Below are 18,154 nucleotides of genomic sequence, written 5' to 3'. Positions count from 1 at the left end.
CTTTTTCTGAAAAATGTAAACAAATTAACGCTCTACACTTTGGCATGATAATTGCAATAAAAATAGTATCAATATATAGAGGAGAGATAGAAATGAAGATTAGTAAAATATACACAACAATTGATGCTCACGTAGCTGGGGAACCACTTCGAATTATTACGGGCGGAGTGCCAGTGATAAAGGGAGAAACACAACTAGAAAGACGCGCCTACTGCATGGAACATTTGGATCATCTTCGTGAGATTCTTATGTATGAACCGAGAGGACATCACGGAATGTACGGTTGTATCATTACTCCGCCTGCAAGTGCTCATGCTGATTTTGGCGTTTTATTTATGCACAATGAAGGCTGGAGTACGATGTGTGGTCACGGCATTATTGCTGTTATTACAGTTGGAATTGAAACAGGTATGTTTGAAGTGACAGGTGAAAAACAAAAATTCATTATTGATAGCCCTGCTGGGGAAGTTATTGCGTACGCAAAATATAACGGAAGCGAAGTTGAGTCAGTATCATTCGAAAACGTTCCTTCGTTCGTATATAAAAAAGACGTTCCTATCAAAATAGATGACTATGAATTTCAAGTAGATATTGCATTTGGCGGCGCATTTTATGCGGTAGTAGATAGTAAAGAATTTGGGTTGAAAGTTGATTTCAAAGATTTATCTGCCATTCAAACGTGGGGCGGTAAAATTAAGCACTATATCGAGAGCCAAATGGAAGTAAAACATCCACTTGAAGAAGGTTTAAAAGGAATATATGGCGTTATTTTTTCAGATGAACCGAAAGGAAAAGACGCTACTTTACGAAATGTAACGATCTTCGCTGATGGGCAAGTAGACCGTTCCCCTTGCGGCACAGGAACTTCCGCAAGAATCGCGACTCTTTTTGAAAAAGATGCCTTACAAAAAGGAGAGATTTTCATCCACGAATGCATTACTGACGGCCAATTTGAGGGAGAAGTATTGTCGGTAACAGAAGTAGATAAATATGAAGCTGTCGTTCCGAAAGTAACGGGGAATGCATTTATTACAGGATTCCATCAGTTTGTTGTAGATCCGAGGGATGATTTGAATCGGGGGTTTTTGTTAGCTTAATGTTTTCTTAAGGGGAGGGACCTTTGGATGAAGTGGTGGCGAAAACAAAATTTACCTGTGAAAATTTTGATAGGGGCATTAATCGGTATTGCTTTAGGGATAGCATTTGGACCGAAAGTAGCTGTTTTAAAGCCGATTGGGGATATATTTATTCGTTTATTACAAATGATTATTGTTCCTTTAACTTTTTTAAGTATCGTCTCAGGTATCGCGCAACTTGAAAATCCGAAAATGTTACGAGCGATTGGCGGCAGAATTTTTATTTACTATGCAGTTACAGCGGTATTAGCGACAAGCATTGGCGTAGTGATCGCTTTTATTATCAACCCTGGTAAAGGAGTAGAAGGTCTTCTTGCGAATGGGCAGAACTTTAAAGAAGAGAAGTTTAGTTTTGTAGATAATATCGTGCAATGGTTTCCTTCTAACGTCATTCAAGCAGCCTCAGAAACGAGTATGCTTCAAATTATTATCTTTGCTATTTTTGTCGGGGTGGCACTTATTCTTCTTGGGGATCAAGCGAAAGGAATTCGTAAATTAGTGCATGAAGGATCAGGAGTCATGATTAAAATTGCAGAGCTCGTTATCGGATTTGCCCCATACGGAATTATGGCGTTAATTGCTCATGTAGTTGGCACATTTGGAGCTGACATGCTTACTGCGGTCGTTAGCTATGTAGTAGCTGATTATTTATCATTGCTACTCATTGTGTTCATTATGTACCCAATTGTACTGAAAGTTTTCGGGAAGATAAGCCCAATTCATTTCTACAAACAAGTGAGTCCAGCTATGCTCGTAGCTGCTAGTACGACATCAAGTAGCGCAACGCTTCCAGTAACGATGGAAGTTGCGCAAAAAAGACTTCGTATACCTGAATCGGTAGCTGGTTTCACCATTCCACTTGGAGCTACTGTTAATATGAACGGACTATCAGCAGCGCTCGGTGTTTTAGCGGTCTTCGCATTAAACGTATATGGTATTCCAATTACATTTGGGCTTATTATGCAAACTGTATTTTTAGGAATCGTCCTTGCGGCGGGCTGTGCTGGTGTAAAAGGTGCGGACGTTATTACCGCGACTATTTTACTTTCTACACTAGGGCTCCCGCTAACAATTATCCCGATTATTGCGGCGGTTTCTCCGCTCGTTGATATGGGCCACACAGTTGTAAATATTACGGGTGATTTAGTAGGGGCGCAGGTCGTGAATGAAAATATCACATCTAGTGAAGAAAAGAATTTAGAAAAGGGTGAACAAATATGCTAGTCATAAGCGCGAACGAACAAAAAAACTTAGTAAATATGAATGAAGTTATTGAATACGCGGCGCTTGCTTTAAAAGAATTTTCAGCAGAAAGAACGATTACACCAATTCGCGGCTCATTACCATTTGCGAACGAGCAAAATACCGCATTAATTATGCCTTCAGTAGCGGAAGGACTTGAAGCACTCGGCTTAAAAGTAGTAACGGTAGCTCCTCATAATAAAAAGATAGGAAAGAAAACGATAAACGGGATCGTTATGCTATCAGACTTTCAAACGGGAGAACCGCTCGCACTTTTAGAAGGATCCTACTTAACGATGATTCGAACAGGCGCCTTATCAGGTGTAGCGACAAAGCATTTAGCTCGTCATAATGCAAAAAACTTGTGCATCATCGGTACAGGGGAACAAGCGAAAGGAATTGCGGAAGCTGTACTCGCTGTTAGGGATATCGAAAAAATCATACTGTATAACCGAACGGAAGAAAAAGCCTATGCATTCGCGCAATATATACAAGAGAAATTTAACAAACCGGCTTACGTCTACAGAGATCCAAATGAAGCAATAAGCGAAGCAGATATTATCGTCACAACAACGAATGCATCCACACCAGTCTTCTCAGAAAAATTACAAAAGGGCGTCCACATAAACGCCGTCGGTTCATTCAGACCGAGCATGCAAGAACTACCATCTCACGCCATCGCTAACGCAAACAAAGTAGTAGTCGAATCAAAAGAAGCAGCGCTAGAAGAAACCGGTGACCTCCAAGTACCGATAAAAGAAGGTCTATTCGAAGCTAGCAATCTCCACGCCGAACTTGGTCAAATTATAAACGGGGAAAAAGCTGGTAGAGAGAACGATGAAGAGATTACTATTTTCAAATCAGTTGGTTTGGCGGTAGTAGATATTATCGTTGCGAAGTATTTGTATGAAAAAGCGGTGGAGCGTGGAGTTGGTACTACGATTCAGTTGTGAGGCTGCCTTTTGGTGGTCTTTTTTTGTTTGAATTTGTTGCTAGTTTTAGTGGTAGTTTCTGCGGAATTTGTCGTAAGAAAGTTACAAGTTCCTTGTTAAATATTTATATATAAATTATAAAAAGCAGTATATAATCGATAAGGATGAAAACGGTTTATGAAAACAATTAAGAAAGGAATATAAAGTATGGAGGAATGGATAGCGAGTCAGAAAGAAACCACCCATCATAAAATAGCGATAACATTATTTCCTATCATTCTATTTTTAGGGTATATCCATCCAGGATTATTTGGTTTTGGACTATTTTTATTTTTTATTATTACATCATTTAAGTTATTGAAGAAAATGTTATTTTTCATGATCATATTAGGCATAATAGCGGCAATTCTTCCATTTTTAGCACCAATTATTTTTATTGTTATGCTCGTTCTCTTTTTTATGAGAATTCAGTTTGTGCTAAAAAATTGGAGGCCTTTCTTAGCTGGATTGCTTGTATATGGAATCGCGGCTATTTTATTAGCCAGAATGAGTTTCGATCCTACTAGTGCGTCTTTAGCCTACGATTCTTCACCTAGTAAAGTAATGGAGTCTATTATCGTTTCGGTGTTAGGCTTTATTGGTATAAGAGCAACGTTAATTTGGTTGTATGGACATAGTTATAGTAGTTATGCAGCTCTTGGAATTATGGGAAGTGTACCTCTTATTATTATTTCTTTCATTTTGCCATTTTTAAAAATGCATGTTGGTGGAGATGTTTATGTCGCAGAACCTGGAGTGGTTGATGGGCACGCTGTGACAGGAGAAACAGTTGTACATTCTTCAGAGGCGCATATAGCTAAGGGAACGAATGTGCAACCATATGTAAGAACAGCGCCAGACGGAGATGTAACGAATAACTTATCGTATCACGGTCCAGATGCAAAGCCAGTCAATCCAGAAATGGTAGCGGTGAAAGCTCATGTAAGAACGGCGCCAGACGGAGACGTAACGAATAACTTATCGTATCACGGTCCAGATGCAAAGCCAGTCAATCCAGAAATGGTAGCGGTGAAAGGCCATGTAAGAACGGCACCAGACGGAGATGTAACGAATAACTTATCGTATCATGGTCCAGATGCAAATCTTGTAAATGTAGAAGCGCAAGGAAATGATCATGTAAAAGTTACTTCAGATACTAAAGGTTCTTCACAATGGGGAAGCATGACTCCAGAACAAAAAGAAACCGCTTTGAATGTATTTAGTGGAACATTAGTTGGACAAGGCATGATAGATAAATTGTTAAAACGTGTGGATCCGAAGAAAGGACGGAATCGTTTTTGTGGACATTGTGGTAAGGAAAGGTCTGGGAACGAACGATTTTGTGTCTCATGTGGAGGTAGCCTGGAAGAGGATGAACAAGCTACAAAACAAATGGATAATAGGAAGAAAGGGAACTTTATTCTATTCAGCATTATCGGAGCAATCATTGTCATAACAGCGATACTTATGATGAAAAATTCATTTTTCTCAGAGGATGATAAAGTAGCAACTTCGGTAGAAACTAGTGAATATAGCGAAGAAGAAAACACACAACTAAGCACCGCATCATTATCAGATATAGATGGTTATTGGGTAGATAAAAGTGATCCAAGTTATGTCGGGATTCATGTAATTGATGATAAAAAGGGCGAAATAACACTCTATAACGGCGAAGAAAACGTTACATACTTATTTAAAGAACAAGATATTGATGAGAAGAAAATTAGCTTACGCATCTATGAAGTGGAATCTAATTTAGAAACATTCACACGGTTTAATGTTCGTGTAAATGTAATAGATGACGAAGAGATTGAGTTAATCAGGCTAGGGCATGAAGAAGAGAACCTTTCACTTACACGAATGACGAAGGAAGAGTTTATGAATTACTATGAGCCTGTTGATGAGAAAAAAGCGTATACAGGACAAAGTGATAAACGTGAACAATCTATTCGTACGAATACAACGATACCATTCAGACAGGTAGAAGGCGATTGGATTAATACTACCGGTGGATATAATATAGCTTTTGTATTAGATGAAGGAGATAAAAGCGGTGAATTAATTATCGAAAGGGAACAGCCAGGCGGCCGTCTTCCGCAACATAAATTCTATATAAGTTCTGAACCGAAGAGTGGAGATAATACATATATTATCTCGGTCAAACAAAATTCAGGTGAATACCAAAACGTAGAATTAACACTGACGGAGGATCGATTGCGAATGAAGATGGATGGACAGGAGAGTTTTTATCGGAGAGGATAGATGCGATGTTGTCTCAAAAGGTGTAAATTAGTTTTTACTATCATATATATAAGAGAATCGTCCCTTTATTTAATTTGGTTGTGGTGATTCTTATATGTACAACGAAATTCAAAAAGCTGCACCTCTAACAATTAGAGGTGCAACTTTTTTACCATTCTCGCCATTCTTCTGTGATGTCTTCTTCGGATTCTAAGCCAGCTATCCGTGCTGCTGTATCGATAAATTCATAGAGATCTTCTCTTTCCATTGTTTCGATAAAATAGTCATGTTCGACATTTAATTCATTTATTTTAATAACTACCTCTTTAACGACTTGCATTATTTCGACTTCGGTTGGGTTCTCTCCCAATTGCTCTAAATTGTTAATGTAAGTGTCGAGCACTTTATTTGTTGCACTTATATTTTCTTCGGTGAAAAACTCCCCATCTTCATCATTCTCAATCCATGGGGTTGTTGGTTTGTTTTTTTTCAATTCATCAAATGTCATGATAACCTCCTAAAAATGTTTTTTTATCTTTAATCTCATTCTACATTTTCAATTATATATAACAACCATTTTAGAGAAATCTCCTGTAGGCTGCTAGTTTTTCAACTCATTTTGCGAGGCTACCTTTTCGTGGTCTTTTTATTTTCTCCTCCGCATAAATATATTTTATCGCAAGAATTCATTAATAGATTTCAAACTTTCTATCTTTGCGAAAAAGTATCCTGAAAAAGTAGCTAGTTTAACTTTTTCGGGTGGATATTGTAATGTTCCATCAGAATTTCAAGCGAATCTATCGCAACTTTTAACGTGGAAGAGTGAATATACAAATCAAAGTTGGTTAAAGCAATATGCAATGCTTCAAAATCCAAATAGAAAAGAAATACCTGAAGACTCGCAATCTATTTTCTATAAATATGGACAATTATTACATCCGAATGTATTCGAAAAAGCAGTTTGTCTCGTTCAGTAGAGTCGCGTCAAGATAAGCGCCCTCTTTTATCTGACTTAAGAGAGACGGGACAAATTGAGCAAGATGCGGATGTGATTATGCTTATGTATCGTGAGGATTATTACGATAAGGAAACGATACAGAAAGAGATGACGGAGATTCATGTGGCGAAGCATCGGAATGGACCTGTGGGCAGTTTTAAACTAAGATTTTTGAAGGAGTTTGGGCGATTTGTGGAGGGGGAATAGTGAAAAGACTTGAGTATCACTTTGCAAATAACAAAGAATAAAGCATAAGTGTTCTATTTCATTAACTTATGCTTTATTTTTTGATTCTCTGAATATGTTTCTTATTTTTCCATAAAGAAGGATTTTCTCTCTGTAGTAATCCATTTCTCCAAATCGTCTTGGCTACGTCGGACAAGTCGATTCACTAAGACATCATGCCATATATAATCTTCTAATAGGTATATATGAACTGGGTCATCTGTATAAAAAGCAACATTACGCTCCTCAAGTGATGGTCCATAAATCATCTCTTTAGAATCTATCGATAAAATAAACCAATGTTCTGTAGACAGGGTTTCTGTATAAGGTGTTATACGATGGGCTTCTAGATTTTTAATGGGATTTTCAACATGCAGGGTAATACCTTGTACTGTAACTTTATCAGCTACCTCAGATAGTTCCTCTTTTAACGCTTCATACATCTCATCCCACATTGAAATGACAATACGTTTTTGGGCTTTTTTTATTAATGCCTGACAGTAGCTAATTATTGTTTTATTGTCTTTTAAAGTAATCACTCGATTATCCGTTTTTTCCTCGAAAGTTTCTAGTTTTTTTAATGAATCACTGATTCCTTCATAAGTAGACTGCCATTCTGATTGAGCCTTCTGTAAAAAGATTTCAACAGGTAGAGGTGAATAGCGAGTGGTGTCATTTATTTCTTCTTTCATGACAATTCCTTTTTCTACAAGGTTACCCAAAACCTCATAAATTCGCGCTCTTGGGATACCTGAATCCTTACTTACTTGGTAGGCTGTAACAGGCCCTTGTTTAACAAGAGATACATAAGATTTAGCTTCATATTCATTAAAACCAATTTTTTTAAGCTGTTGCACTATGTAGTCCACTTTTTTCTTCCTCCGATGTTTGCTTTTATATTTTAACGTTACAATAACTGTTTACATTTAGCAAATTATTAGTTACTATTCGAATAGTGACTAAAGGGGAGGCTACTAGTATGGATTTTTATTTAGACCCATCAGTATTAATTATTTTGATTGCTTTTGGATTTTTAGCTGCATTTATTGATTCAGTTGTAGGTGGTGGAGGACTCATTGCCTTACCCGCTTTATTATTTACAGGACTGAATCCAGCAAGTGCAGTAGCTACGAATAAACTAGCGTCGACAATGGGGTGTGCAACTAGTAATATTGTGTTTTATCGTTCTGGTAATCTTGATTTGAAATCGGCGTTTAAATTATTTCCACTCACTTTCATAGGTTCCATAATAGGGGCATGGATCGTTCATTTAATGAACCCAGAAGTACTGAAGCCATTGATGCTGATCATGCTTGGTGCGGTTGCTATTTATACGATATTCAAAAAGGATTGGGGTAGTATTTCCACTCATAAAAAATTGTCTGGTCGACACGTCATTATTTTTACTTTTTTTGTTTTTGCTATTGGTTTTTATGATGGATTTCTAGGTCCTGGCACAGGTTCGTTTTTAATGTTTTCTCTTTTATTTATTGGGTATGATTTTTTAAAAGCAGCAGGTAATGCGAAGCTTCTTAATTTAGGAAGTAATGTTGGTGCATTGTTGATGTTTATGTATGTAGGGCAAGTAAACTATGTGTATGGTTTTATAATGGGGATTGCTCAAATTGCTGGAGGGATTGTTGGCTCCAAATTTGCTATAAAAAAAGGAAGCGGGTATGTTCGTGCTCTTTTCATTACAGTAACTTGTTTATTGTTGGCGAAAAATCTGTATGACTATATTCAGTAAGTAATTTTGAACATTTTTTAGATGCTACCTTATTCGAAGATAGCATCTAAAAAAAGGCTCATTTAAAAGAAAATTTAAGTTAAGAGAATGAAAATAATACAAACGAATATTTTCAGGGTATGTTTATCTACCTTAGAGAAATAACTATTCCACATTCTTCTTATAACCAACCCGCAACAACCCCTTAAAATCCACCTCAGCAATCAACACACTTAACAATATAAGCGTCGCCCCTAAATACCCTTTCCCTGTGAGCGTTTCACCTGTGAAGAAGAAGGCAAATCCTGCTGAAAAGACAGGTTCTAATGAAAAGATAAGACCTGTATGTGTGGGCGTCGTGTATTGCTGGGCGATAACTTGCACAATGAATGCGACTGCGGTGCAAAATATGCTTAAGGCTAAGATGATTAGCCATGAGTCGATAGTGCCAGGAAGTTTTGGGGTTTCCATCACTAATGAAAAAATAAGACTAAATAGGCCGACAAAACCGAGTTGTACTACCCCAAGTGCAATTGAATTCACATGTTTTGTTACGCTTCCAGTAATGATGACGTGAATCGCATAAAATAAGGCAGACAGTATGCAAAATATATCGCCGTTACCGATCTTGAATTCACTAGTTAATGTTAGTAATCCGATTCCTATTATCGTTAACACAATTCCTAATATAACTTTCTTTTCAGGAATGTGTTTTAAAAATATAGCTGATAATATTGGAATGAAAATGACTGTGAGACATAGTAAGAAACCTGCATTAGATACACTTGTATACTTAGTACCAAACGTCGCGAAAATGTAAACGATAAATAAAACAGAAGCCAATATAAATGCATATTTTACAGTTTTAAAATCGATCTTGAATAAATGTTTGTAAAATATTAAACCTGATAAAAGAAAGGCAATAATAAATCGTAATGCGATTAAATTGTATTCTTCTATGTCATCAAGTCCAAGCTTTGTAAGTAGGATGGATGCACCCCAAAAAAATGTAACTAGTAGTAGCATTAAATCAGCTTTTAATTGAATTTTCATTTCTATTCCCTCATTATGTATAATTTATAATACCCGTGGCCTCATTGTTTATTTTAATATTAATTCTGAATATTTGGAATGAAAATTTATCGACGCTTTTTTCTCCATCAAATGGTGTGAAATCAAAAACGAAATCATACCAATTGATGTACGATGTGATGAAGCCTTTTAATCCTCTTTTGAAGCGATTTTCTGAGCAGCTTGGAAGTGTGATGGTGCGAGTTGGAAAAGATGGATATTCCCATTCGATTGTTGAAAGCTCGGATTTGAAGAAGCTCGGTATGTAATAGTATGTATATAAAAAAACGCCTATTTCATATGGGCGTTTTTTGATGTTGCAGTTATTCCTTTTCAAACTGAAAAATATTCCGATTAATGAGTTGATGGAAGTGTTTATCCATTTCTGCTGCAGAAACTTTTCTTTCGTTTTGAAACCACCACGCACTTAATGTTGTGATTACCCCTGAATAGAATTCGGTAATTAAATCGTTTGGTATCGTATGATTTTTGCACAGTCGATTTAGCGCTTCCGTTTCCTGCTTCCTTGTGTCATGACTTAAATAATGTACACGGCTAATAAATTGTTCATCAGACATTTGCGCCTCAAACATTTTACAGATTTCTTCATGATGCAGGAATTGTTCCATCACTTGAAATGGTTTGCTTAATCGATCTAAAAGCGGTATTTCAGCAATCATTTCGCCATATCGTTTAAATCCAAATGCTAATAGAGCATCTTTATCTTCGAAATGTTTATAAAAGGTTGTTCGGTGTACCATCGCGAGATCGCATATTTGGTTAATGGTGATGGTACTATATTTCTGTTTGGATTGTGTCATTAATTCAAATAAGGAATCCCATAGTAATTTATGTGTACGTCTAATACGTAAATCAAGTTGTTTTTCATTATCGTTCATCTACAATTCTCCTTTTTTGTAGATTAAATATACAAAGGCTGAAAATTGATTCTCCCTTTTTAATCTACATATGTATATTATATTACATGTGTTCTGGTTTATATAAAGCATTTTAAGTGGAAAACAGGAGGAGAATCAATACATGAATATAACAACTAAGAGCCCTGCAAGTGGCAAAGTTGATACTTCTAATATGAAACATACCCCGATTTTAATTGCATTACTTTTAGGGGCAATGGTTGCATTATTAAACGAAACATTACTTGGTAATGCGTTAACGGTATTAATGAAAGAATTTGGCGTAACAGCTTCAACAATCCAATGGCTTTCTACAGCATACATGTTAGTAGTGGGTGTGCTGGTACCGATTACAGCATTACTTCAGCAATGGCTCACAACGAGACAAATGTTCTTGATCGCTATGGTAACGTTTTTAGTCGGTACATTAATTGCGGGATTTGCACCGACATTTTCCGTTTTATTAGTCGGCCGTATCGTCCAAGCAGTAGCGACGGGGTTAATTTCACCGTTATTAATGAATACGATTTTAATTATTTGTCCACCCGAAAAACGTGGTGCCACGATGGGGTTAATCGCACTTGTGATGATGTCAGCTCCAGCAATTGGTCCTACATTATCTGGAGTAATCGTTGATTCATTGAATTGGCGCTGGTTATTTTACATTGTTATTCCTATCGTGATCATTTCAATTATGATTGGAATGAAATACATTCAAAATGTTACAGAGTTAACAAGGCCAAAAGTAGATTATCCATCAATTCTTTTATCGACGTTAGGATTTGGCGGGATTGTGTATAGCTTTAGTGCATCAGGTGATTCAGGATGGTCGGATGCGAAAGTGTATGGTGCTTTAATTGTTGGGCTTATATCACTATTCATTTTTGTCATTCGACAATTAAAAATCGATAATCCAATTTTAGAATTACGTGCATTTAAAGTTCCGATGTTTACAATATCAGTTGGATTAATCGTCATTGTGATGATGTCGTTATTTTCAACGATGACTTTATTACCGATGTTCCTGCAAACAGTTTTACTCGTTACAGCCTTTAAATCAGGACTAATAATGCTTCCGGGAAGTATTATTAGCGCCATAATGGGACCAATCGCAGGTAAACTATTTGATAAATTTAGTCCGAAAGTTATTATCGTTCCGGGCATTGTGTTAGTAGGAATCGCGATGTTCTTATTTAAAGGCATTACTCCTGATACATCAATGGTACAAATTATTGTCATGCATAGCGTATTAATGGTTGGACTCATGTTTGTAATGACAGCACAAACATACGGTTTAAATCAATTAACACCAGATTTATATCCGCACGGAACAGCACTGTTTAATACGTTACAGCAAGTAGCTGGCGCAATTGGTACAGCTATCTTTATTTCGAAAATGTCTTCAGGAACAACTAAGTATATGGAAAGCTCTGCAAATCCAATGGATCCAGTAGAGAGGTTAAACGGTTTAACATCCGGATTCCAAGGTGCATTTACACTAGGGTTAATCTTTATCGTTATTGCTTTTATCGTATCTTTATTCTTAAAAGAAGAGAAAGAGGGAGTAGAAGCAGCGGGGGTTTTACAGAAAGAGAATTAAGAAGTTGTAGGTTCATGTAAAAAGACATCTTCACGAGTGGGAGATGTCTTTTTATTGGTACTGTGTTTAAAAAGGAGCCGTCACCTAGTCCAAAAAAATCGACTTATGGGACAGCTCCTTTTAAGTTTTAGGGACTAAAGACGCTTCAATAATGTATCGATCTGGGGCGTCACCGATGTAATTAAAAGGATAACATGTTGTTAATGTTAATGTCGGTGTATCTTTCTCTACAATAACGGTACGATCTTCCGCGTCTGTTATCCAATGTTTGTTAATGTTGTATGTATAGGTATTATTTTCGTATTCTACAATAAGTTGGTCATTTTCTTTTAGCTGATCTAGTTCGGTAAATACAGTATCTCGATGGCCACTTAAAACGGTATGGCCATTTCCAGATGGTGCAGTCGTTAATTCACTTACAAACATGCCCACACCTTTTTTTAGTACTTTATCGTCAACTCCCCAATATATGGAGTATTTCTTTTGTATTTTAGGAATGATTAAATATGCTACTTGTTGTCCTAATTGATGATTTACTTCTGAAGACGGAATTTGCACAATTTCTTCGTGGGTTTGAGGAGTTTCTATTGTATCGTTCTTGTCTTCAGGAGGTGCTGTGATTGGTGTTTGAGTTTCGTATTTCTTTATTTCACTAGATGCTAAAGATTCGGCGGAGCTTCTAGCACTATACCATTCTATAAAACAATAAGAAAAAATCGAAATTCCAATTATAAATAAACATAAGCCTATCCATTGGTTTATTTTCATTTCCATCACTCCATTTTAAAAGGACAGGAGAATCCTGTCCTTTAAAGGAATTATTTTACGCGTTTGTTTTTTTACGACGGAACATTAATACAGATCCAATTGCAGCTAAACCTAAGCTTGCTAACATCATTGTAACACCATTTGATGCTGTGTTTGGCAATTTTTCGCCTTGTTTTTTGTTTTCTTGTTTCACAGCTGTATTTGTGTCTTTCTTTGTTTCTTTTGCAGTTGTTTGAGTTTTAGTTTGTTCTTGCTTTTTGTTTTCTTGTTTAGCAGGTTCTTGCTTAGTATTTTCTTGTTTAGTTTGTTCTTGTGGTTTGTTTTCTTCTTGTTTAGTAGTTTGTTTACTAGCTATAAATTGGTCATAATCCCCTTTTTTCACTTCACAAGGTAAGCCATCGTTGTCACGGTCTAGATCGTGAGGATCGTTAGTTGCGCTATATCCATTGCTATGCCAGAACTCCATAACTTCTTGTTTGTTGTTGAAGTGACCGCAGTTCTTATCGTTTGGATTTTTTGCTGCAAATGCAGAAGAACTGTACCCCACAGTTAAAAGTGTGAACGCTGTTGCTGAAACTAATAATTTTTTCATGAATTTCTCCCTTTTCCCAATATTATGTAGTACATTGAAATATTTTACATTCTAATATTCAAAAATACAATAGGGAAAATCAAGAAATGTAAGATTTTTTAAAAATATATATTTTTGTAACGTCATACGGTAACAATTGTCTCTAAACGTAAAATTTCTCGAAAATGTCTTCAGGAACAACTAAGTATATGGAAATCTCAGCAAATCCAATGGACCCAGTAGAGGAGTTAAACGGTTTAACATCGGGATTCCAAGGGTCGTTTACATTCGGATTAATCTGTATCGTTATTCTTAAAAGAACATAAAAGCAACGGGGATTTTATGCTTTTTTAAGAAATTGTAGATTCATATAAAAAAGACATCTTTACGAGATGTCTTTTTACATTTCTTTCGTTATATCATACTGCAACAATTGCTGTTGATCATAAAATTTTTCAAAAATAATGCCCATTACATAGAAGAACAATAGACCAAAGCAAATGTGAATGAGTGTAAAGGTAGCTCCAAATGAAGAAAATTCATACACCATAATTGGTAATTTTGCAGTTGTCCAAACGCCTAAGAAAAATACGATGTATCTAATACTTGCGCCTTTTTTTAATAGTAGTGCTGTAATCGGAAAGGCAACATAGAGGGGACCAGCTGCAATTCCGCCTAATAATAGAGAAAATAAGATGCCATATATGCCGGACTTTTCTCCCATGTATTTCATTAGCGTTTCTTTCTTCACCCACTGATCAAGTAACCCTACAAATACTAGGACAGGGGGGAGTAGAAACAGCATATCTAAAATGCTATTCCCCGTTAATTGTAATGCGCTCCATCCTAAAGATTGGTTTATAAAAGTTAATAAGAGGAGCCCAAACAGTAATATGAAAAAGAAGCGATATCTTTTTAGTTCATTCATACCATCACCACCCAAATGATATATGAGAATAGGAGTGACATGAGTAATGCAGATGCATTACGAGCGTAAGCAAAGCTTCGTCCGAATATCTTTTGTTCCATTGGCAAGGTTGTCATTCCTACTGACATTAATGTAGACATGAGTGCCGCAACTTGAGGAAGCCCTGCGCCGTGCTGTATTAACGTATTACCAAGTGGGAACACGACAAAGCTTGGAATGAGTGCCACAGATCCGAGTATTGCTGAATAAATAATACCTAAAAATCCGGACTGTTCTCCAATGATAGAAGAGATGAAGGACGGTGTTAAGATAGAAAGTGATAGTCCGACGAAAAGCATAATGGAGAGCATGGCAGGGAGGAGGTTTCGAAATATTTTCCATGATTTTAATAGGGCAGCTTTCGTTTTATTCCGATCCTTCATAAAAGAAATCCCCGTAAGAACAATGGCCAAAGTGTAAAGGATAGCGCCATTAATCATGATTAGATTCCTTTAAGTCTTTATATTTGTCTAAGAAAAATGATAAGTTTTTCATTTTTTCCTCAATATCCATTTGAAAATCTGCTAATTGTTCTTTTCCGGCTGTAGTAATTTTGTACATCTTTCTCGGCTTATCTGGAACTGATGTACTTACATAAGATTCAATAGCACCTTCGTTTTCTAATTTCTTCAGCGTGCGGTAAAGGATGGCACTATCGATTGGATTGACCGGAAGTTCTTCTTCACATTTCTGAAGTAGCTGCCCGCCATAGTTATCACCTTCTGCTAAAAATAACAAAAGAAATGCACCTGTGTGTCTTCCTGTATGTTTCATGAATATACCTCCTAGAGTGAATTGGAATATATACTGTTAATGACAGTATACTGTTGTTAACAGTATATGGTGCATGAAGTGCTATGTCAATTTTAAAATGTTGATTAGTGCAAAGAATAATCCCTGTTCTAATCTTTCTAAATAACAAAATAAAAGCCTACTGTTTTCTTGTGACAGTGGCTTTCATAGTTGGCAAACCACTATATTGCGCTTTGATAATATTTTTGGAATTTAGGAAAAAACCAACGTTTCTCGCGACACAAACTTTGGGACCATCCATGCAGTATGTACCAGCAGCAGTATGCTTGTTAAATGCAAAATAATTGTAAAGCATAAAGTAAGAATATAGAGTGTTTTCTACTACAATGGATAAAACTATATTATCCATTTAACTTAAAGGAAGGCGAGATGAGTTTATGAAGAAAACAGTTTGGTTATTATGTTTTTGTTTTTTTATTGCCTGTTTGACTTTTAAAAGTCCTGTAACTTACGCTAAAGAAGGACAGGAGTTTACATTTATCGTAGATTAACCAGCACTTTTGCATTTTTTAAAAGTAACTTCACAAGAATATACGAATGCTATGAAAAAAGGGGTAACTTTAGCCACGTTTGCATCTAGAAGAGGAATAAGTGAATCGAAATTAATTCATTATTTCGCAATTCAACAACAAAAACAAATGGATTTGGCATTAAAAAAGGGGCAAATCGATCAGGAAATGTACGAAAGCTTACTAATTGATATGAATCACGGGATGTCTAAAGCTATAAACCATAACCCTCAGGCCTTTAAATAAAATATATTTCGGGTATTAAGTGGGTATAATTTATGTCAACACATCATCAGAAACTATAGGACAACATTCAAACTACTAAAAAGATGTGTCTCTGTATTGTTAAAGCCCCTTCAAATCTCTTCAGATTTGAAGGGGCTTTTAGTTCAGGTTCTATTACTACACAGACTCCAATGACCAATAGAAAAGCTGTTTTTTCTAGCCTTTTTAAAAGATTTTAACTTAATTTTTTAATATTTAGTGCTGCGCCACTTTCAACTAGATTACAAAGAGCTAGAGAACGTCCAAAAAGACTTGTATTTCTTAATGAAAAAGTTGAGTTAGCTGGTACTCTTAAAATAGCTGTTCCTGAAAATTGGTCACATGCTTCTCCGGTATTAGTTATTGTACCAAAAGATGTTTGGAAATTAGGAACTGGCACTCCGTTCAGGATAGCAGTTACTTGTTGTTCTGAACCTGTGCTTGTTATATTAGCGGTTGTAATTACATAGTTAATTTCATAATCTCCAGCTACTGGAATGGATATCGTAGTAGGAGGAAGTAGAACAATTCTTCCTGCGCTAGCTACACTTTGATTGTTAAATGGAATGTTCTCTCCATTAGGTACCGTAACAAATGTATTTTGCCAGAAGTTACGATAAGCTGGTGAAAAAGCTAGAGTCGGGGGAACAGCAGGTGGAAGAGCAGGCAAAATCCCATGACAGCAGCATCCCTTCGATTTTGAAAAATATGAGTTCAAAATGATTCACCCCCTTTTTTGAAAATTAATATAATTATTTATATTCAAATCAATTCACTTATCTTGTATACTTGTCCATGCTTGTTTAATAAAAATTAACGCATTATCCGAAAGAAGTCGCCTTCCTCAAATGTGTGAAGGACGATAATCCAACGGTAGGTGGGAGATGAACAAAACCCCCACTGATTAAAGTTTCACTTTATGTATAATAGAAATAGAAAAAAGTTCTTTTGATTAATAGGGTAAAGCTTTTCGTAAAGATATAGTTTTTTTGAATGTCATAAGGCCCTTTATACAGGCTATTTACCTATATGGAGAAATTTTCAAAAACGATTTTTATTAAGAAATACATATATTGGATTAGTACACAGAGTGCCCGTCTTCGTGTACTTTTTTATTGTGAATAAGGAGAATGTGTTCCTGCAGCGTCTAAAGAGAATGGCTATATTCGTATTTTGACCAGTTATCGTGTGAAAACGACCGATTATCGAAAATCCATTTACAGTAACTTAAATAGCTTTTATATTTAGAGCGAGCGAAAGGGAAGTGGTGAAGTGAAGTTTGAAGTGTCGATTGACCCATCTTATAAAGAACCGAAAATTATCATTCTTACAGATAAAATGACAGATGAGATATCTGATATTATGAAACGGCTGTCAGAGGTTTTGTAGTTAACATCCCTCACTTATCAATAGTCAAAAATGAATAGAATTCTCGTTTTGGGGTTGATCTAAAACCTTAGCTTGATGGGCATGTGGCGGTCCCACATATGTTAGTTGCATATTGAGAAATAAAAAAAGACACTCTCAAGAGTGCCTCTTATTAGCAGCCGATTCCGCCGCCCCAACAGCTAGCTCCAACGATGATTAATAAGATAAAGAGCACAACAAGTAAGGCGAATCCACCGCCAAAACCACAGCCTCCACCACAACTACCACCATAGCCCATATTAACGCCTCCTTCCATAAAGTCCATATATTAATGGATTTATTTCACTTTATGTTTTTACGGATAAACTTGAGCAGGTCCTTTTGAAAAATAAAAGTACTCGGTATTTTAAGAGAGTTGACGACCTTATTTTTGTCACGAGTATTACGCTTATTACATATGGTATTTTATTCTGTGCATTGGGGGAAAGGAGATCGTTATGGCTAATTCTGAGATGATATTACGTTTACTTACGGATTTAAAGATTGAGCAGCAAGCATTAAGAGAGCAGTTGGAGAAAATGCAAACAGCTTTGACTATTCTTGAAGAAAAATCAACTACTCCTGAAGAAAAACCAGCTGTTACAAAGCAACGCGGACATTCTGGGTTTCCAACATCTTTTCGTGATTGGAGAGCATCTTCTCAAAAGAATTAAGGAATCTTGTTATAGTGAGTTATACAAAATCACAAATGAAAAAGTACAGTTTACT

At 36.2% G+C, this 18,154-nt stretch carries 19 protein-coding genes and 1 pseudogene; 9 read left to right on the top strand and 11 right to left on the bottom strand.

Annotated elements, in window-relative coordinates; all coding sequences use genetic code 11:
• Positions 1-44 precede the first annotated feature (44 nt).
• The 4 genes from NSQ47_RS27420 to NSQ47_RS27405 all read left to right on the top strand — a co-directional run bounded on the left by NSQ47_RS27420 (position 45) and on the right by NSQ47_RS27405 (position 5,611).
• The gene (locus NSQ47_RS27420; protein WP_341038851.1) at positions 45-1,097 is read left to right on the top strand and encodes a proline racemase family protein; all 1,053 of its coding nucleotides are present in this window, start codon (positions 45-47) and stop codon (positions 1,095-1,097) included.
• Between the two features lie 27 nt (positions 1,098-1,124).
• Positions 1,125-2,360, top strand: coding sequence for a dicarboxylate/amino acid:cation symporter (locus tag NSQ47_RS27415; protein ID WP_199661085.1), 1,236 nt, complete (start codon positions 1,125-1,127; stop codon positions 2,358-2,360).
• A complete protein-coding gene (locus NSQ47_RS27410; protein WP_341038848.1) occupies positions 2,354-3,331 on the top strand; it encodes an ornithine cyclodeaminase family protein in 978 nt (325 codons plus the stop codon). Before NSQ47_RS27415 ends, NSQ47_RS27410 begins: the two co-directional genes overlap by 7 nt.
• Before the next feature lie 186 nt (positions 3,332-3,517).
• Positions 3,518-5,611, top strand: coding sequence for a hypothetical protein (locus NSQ47_RS27405; protein ID WP_341038846.1), 2,094 nt, complete (start codon positions 3,518-3,520; stop codon positions 5,609-5,611).
• Between the two features lie 148 nt (positions 5,612-5,759).
• On the opposite strand, the gene NSQ47_RS27400 is transcribed toward NSQ47_RS27405, so the two are convergent.
• Positions 5,760-6,098: a hypothetical protein gene (locus NSQ47_RS27400; RefSeq protein WP_341038845.1), complete on the bottom strand. Its 339-nt coding sequence runs from the start codon at positions 6,096-6,098 to the stop codon at positions 5,760-5,762.
• A 447-nt stretch (positions 6,099-6,545) separates the two neighbouring features.
• Here NSQ47_RS27400 and NSQ47_RS27395 point away from each other — a divergent pair.
• Positions 6,546-6,794: pseudogene (locus tag NSQ47_RS27395) on the top strand (DnaB-like helicase C-terminal domain-containing protein); the annotation flags it as partial.
• A gap of 101 nt (positions 6,795-6,895) precedes the next feature.
• On the opposite strand, the gene NSQ47_RS27390 reads toward NSQ47_RS27395, so the two are convergent.
• A complete protein-coding gene (locus NSQ47_RS27390) occupies positions 6,896-7,681 on the bottom strand; it encodes a TrmB family transcriptional regulator (protein ID WP_341038844.1) in 786 nt (261 codons plus the stop codon).
• Between the two features lie 110 nt (positions 7,682-7,791).
• Between NSQ47_RS27390 and NSQ47_RS27385 the strand changes: the two genes are divergently transcribed.
• Positions 7,792-8,559 carry a TSUP family transporter gene (locus tag NSQ47_RS27385; RefSeq protein WP_063217487.1) on the top strand — a complete coding sequence of 256 codons (768 nt, stop codon included), beginning with the start codon at positions 7,792-7,794 and terminating at the stop codon, positions 8,557-8,559.
• A gap of 144 nt (positions 8,560-8,703) precedes the next feature.
• Here NSQ47_RS27385 and NSQ47_RS27380 read toward each other — a convergent pair whose 3' ends face one another.
• Positions 8,704-9,591 carry a DMT family transporter gene (locus tag NSQ47_RS27380; protein ID WP_341038842.1) on the bottom strand — a complete coding sequence of 296 codons (888 nt, stop codon included), beginning with the start codon at positions 9,589-9,591 and terminating at the stop codon, positions 8,704-8,706.
• A gap of 341 nt (positions 9,592-9,932) precedes the next feature.
• Positions 9,933-10,508 carry a TetR/AcrR family transcriptional regulator gene (locus NSQ47_RS27375; protein ID WP_341038841.1) on the bottom strand — a complete coding sequence of 192 codons (576 nt, stop codon included), beginning with the start codon at positions 10,506-10,508 and terminating at the stop codon, positions 9,933-9,935.
• A 142-nt stretch (positions 10,509-10,650) separates the two neighbouring features.
• Here NSQ47_RS27375 and NSQ47_RS27370 point away from each other — a divergent pair, with 142 nt between their 5' ends.
• Positions 10,651-12,126 carry an MDR family MFS transporter gene (locus tag NSQ47_RS27370; protein ID WP_341038839.1) on the top strand — a complete coding sequence of 492 codons (1,476 nt, stop codon included), beginning with the start codon at positions 10,651-10,653 and terminating at the stop codon, positions 12,124-12,126.
• Positions 12,127-12,246: 120 nt separating this feature from the next.
• Here NSQ47_RS27370 and NSQ47_RS27365 read toward each other — a convergent pair whose 3' ends face one another.
• From NSQ47_RS27365 to NSQ47_RS27345, 5 genes are all read right to left on the bottom strand, one after another.
• Entirely contained in the window at positions 12,247-12,894 is a 648-nt protein-coding gene (locus tag NSQ47_RS27365; RefSeq protein WP_341038838.1) for a class D sortase, read from the bottom strand.
• A 55-nt stretch (positions 12,895-12,949) separates the two neighbouring features.
• Positions 12,950-13,486, bottom strand: coding sequence for an excalibur calcium-binding domain-containing protein (locus NSQ47_RS27360; protein ID WP_341038837.1), 537 nt, complete (start codon positions 13,484-13,486; stop codon positions 12,950-12,952).
• 379 nt (positions 13,487-13,865) lie between these two features.
• Positions 13,866-14,393 (bottom strand): permease, encoded by a 528-nt coding sequence (locus NSQ47_RS27355; RefSeq protein WP_341038835.1) that lies wholly within the window; start codon positions 14,391-14,393, stop codon positions 13,866-13,868.
• Positions 14,390-14,872, bottom strand: coding sequence for a hypothetical protein (locus tag NSQ47_RS27350; RefSeq protein WP_070146237.1), 483 nt, complete (start codon positions 14,870-14,872; stop codon positions 14,390-14,392). Before NSQ47_RS27350 ends, NSQ47_RS27355 begins: the two co-directional genes overlap by 4 nt.
• Complete coding sequence (locus NSQ47_RS27345; protein WP_002159060.1) at positions 14,865-15,206, bottom strand: PadR family transcriptional regulator; 342 nt, start codon at positions 15,204-15,206, stop codon at positions 14,865-14,867. Before NSQ47_RS27345 ends, NSQ47_RS27350 begins: the two co-directional genes overlap by 8 nt.
• A gap of 581 nt (positions 15,207-15,787) precedes the next feature.
• On the opposite strand from NSQ47_RS27345, the gene NSQ47_RS27340 reads away from it, so the two are divergent.
• On the top strand, positions 15,788-16,000 hold the full coding sequence (locus NSQ47_RS27340) for a hypothetical protein (RefSeq protein WP_341038834.1): 213 nt from the start codon (positions 15,788-15,790) through the stop codon (positions 15,998-16,000).
• A 214-nt stretch (positions 16,001-16,214) separates the two neighbouring features.
• On the opposite strand, the gene NSQ47_RS27335 is transcribed toward NSQ47_RS27340, so the two are convergent.
• Together NSQ47_RS27335 and NSQ47_RS27330 are read right to left on the bottom strand one after the other, a co-directional pair.
• Entirely contained in the window at positions 16,215-16,736 is a 522-nt protein-coding gene (locus NSQ47_RS27335; RefSeq protein ID WP_341038832.1) for a BclA C-terminal domain-containing protein, read from the bottom strand.
• A gap of 822 nt (positions 16,737-17,558) precedes the next feature.
• Complete coding sequence (locus tag NSQ47_RS27330; protein ID WP_000540378.1) at positions 17,559-17,684, bottom strand: YjcZ family sporulation protein; 126 nt, start codon at positions 17,682-17,684, stop codon at positions 17,559-17,561.
• A gap of 199 nt (positions 17,685-17,883) precedes the next feature.
• Here NSQ47_RS27330 and NSQ47_RS27325 point away from each other — a divergent pair, with 199 nt between their 5' ends.
• Positions 17,884-18,099, top strand: a complete 216-nt coding sequence (locus NSQ47_RS27325; RefSeq protein ID WP_002159059.1) for a hypothetical protein — start codon at positions 17,884-17,886, stop codon at positions 18,097-18,099.
• Positions 18,100-18,154: the final 55 nt, after the last annotated feature.

This window comes from Bacillus sp. FSL R10-2780, from assembly GCF_038006125.1.
Lineage (GTDB): Bacteria > Bacillota > Bacilli > Bacillales > Bacillaceae_G > Bacillus_A > Bacillus_A cereus_U.
The sequence above is the reverse complement of the archived record's forward strand: the minus strand, read 5'-3'. Positions and strand labels throughout refer to the sequence as shown.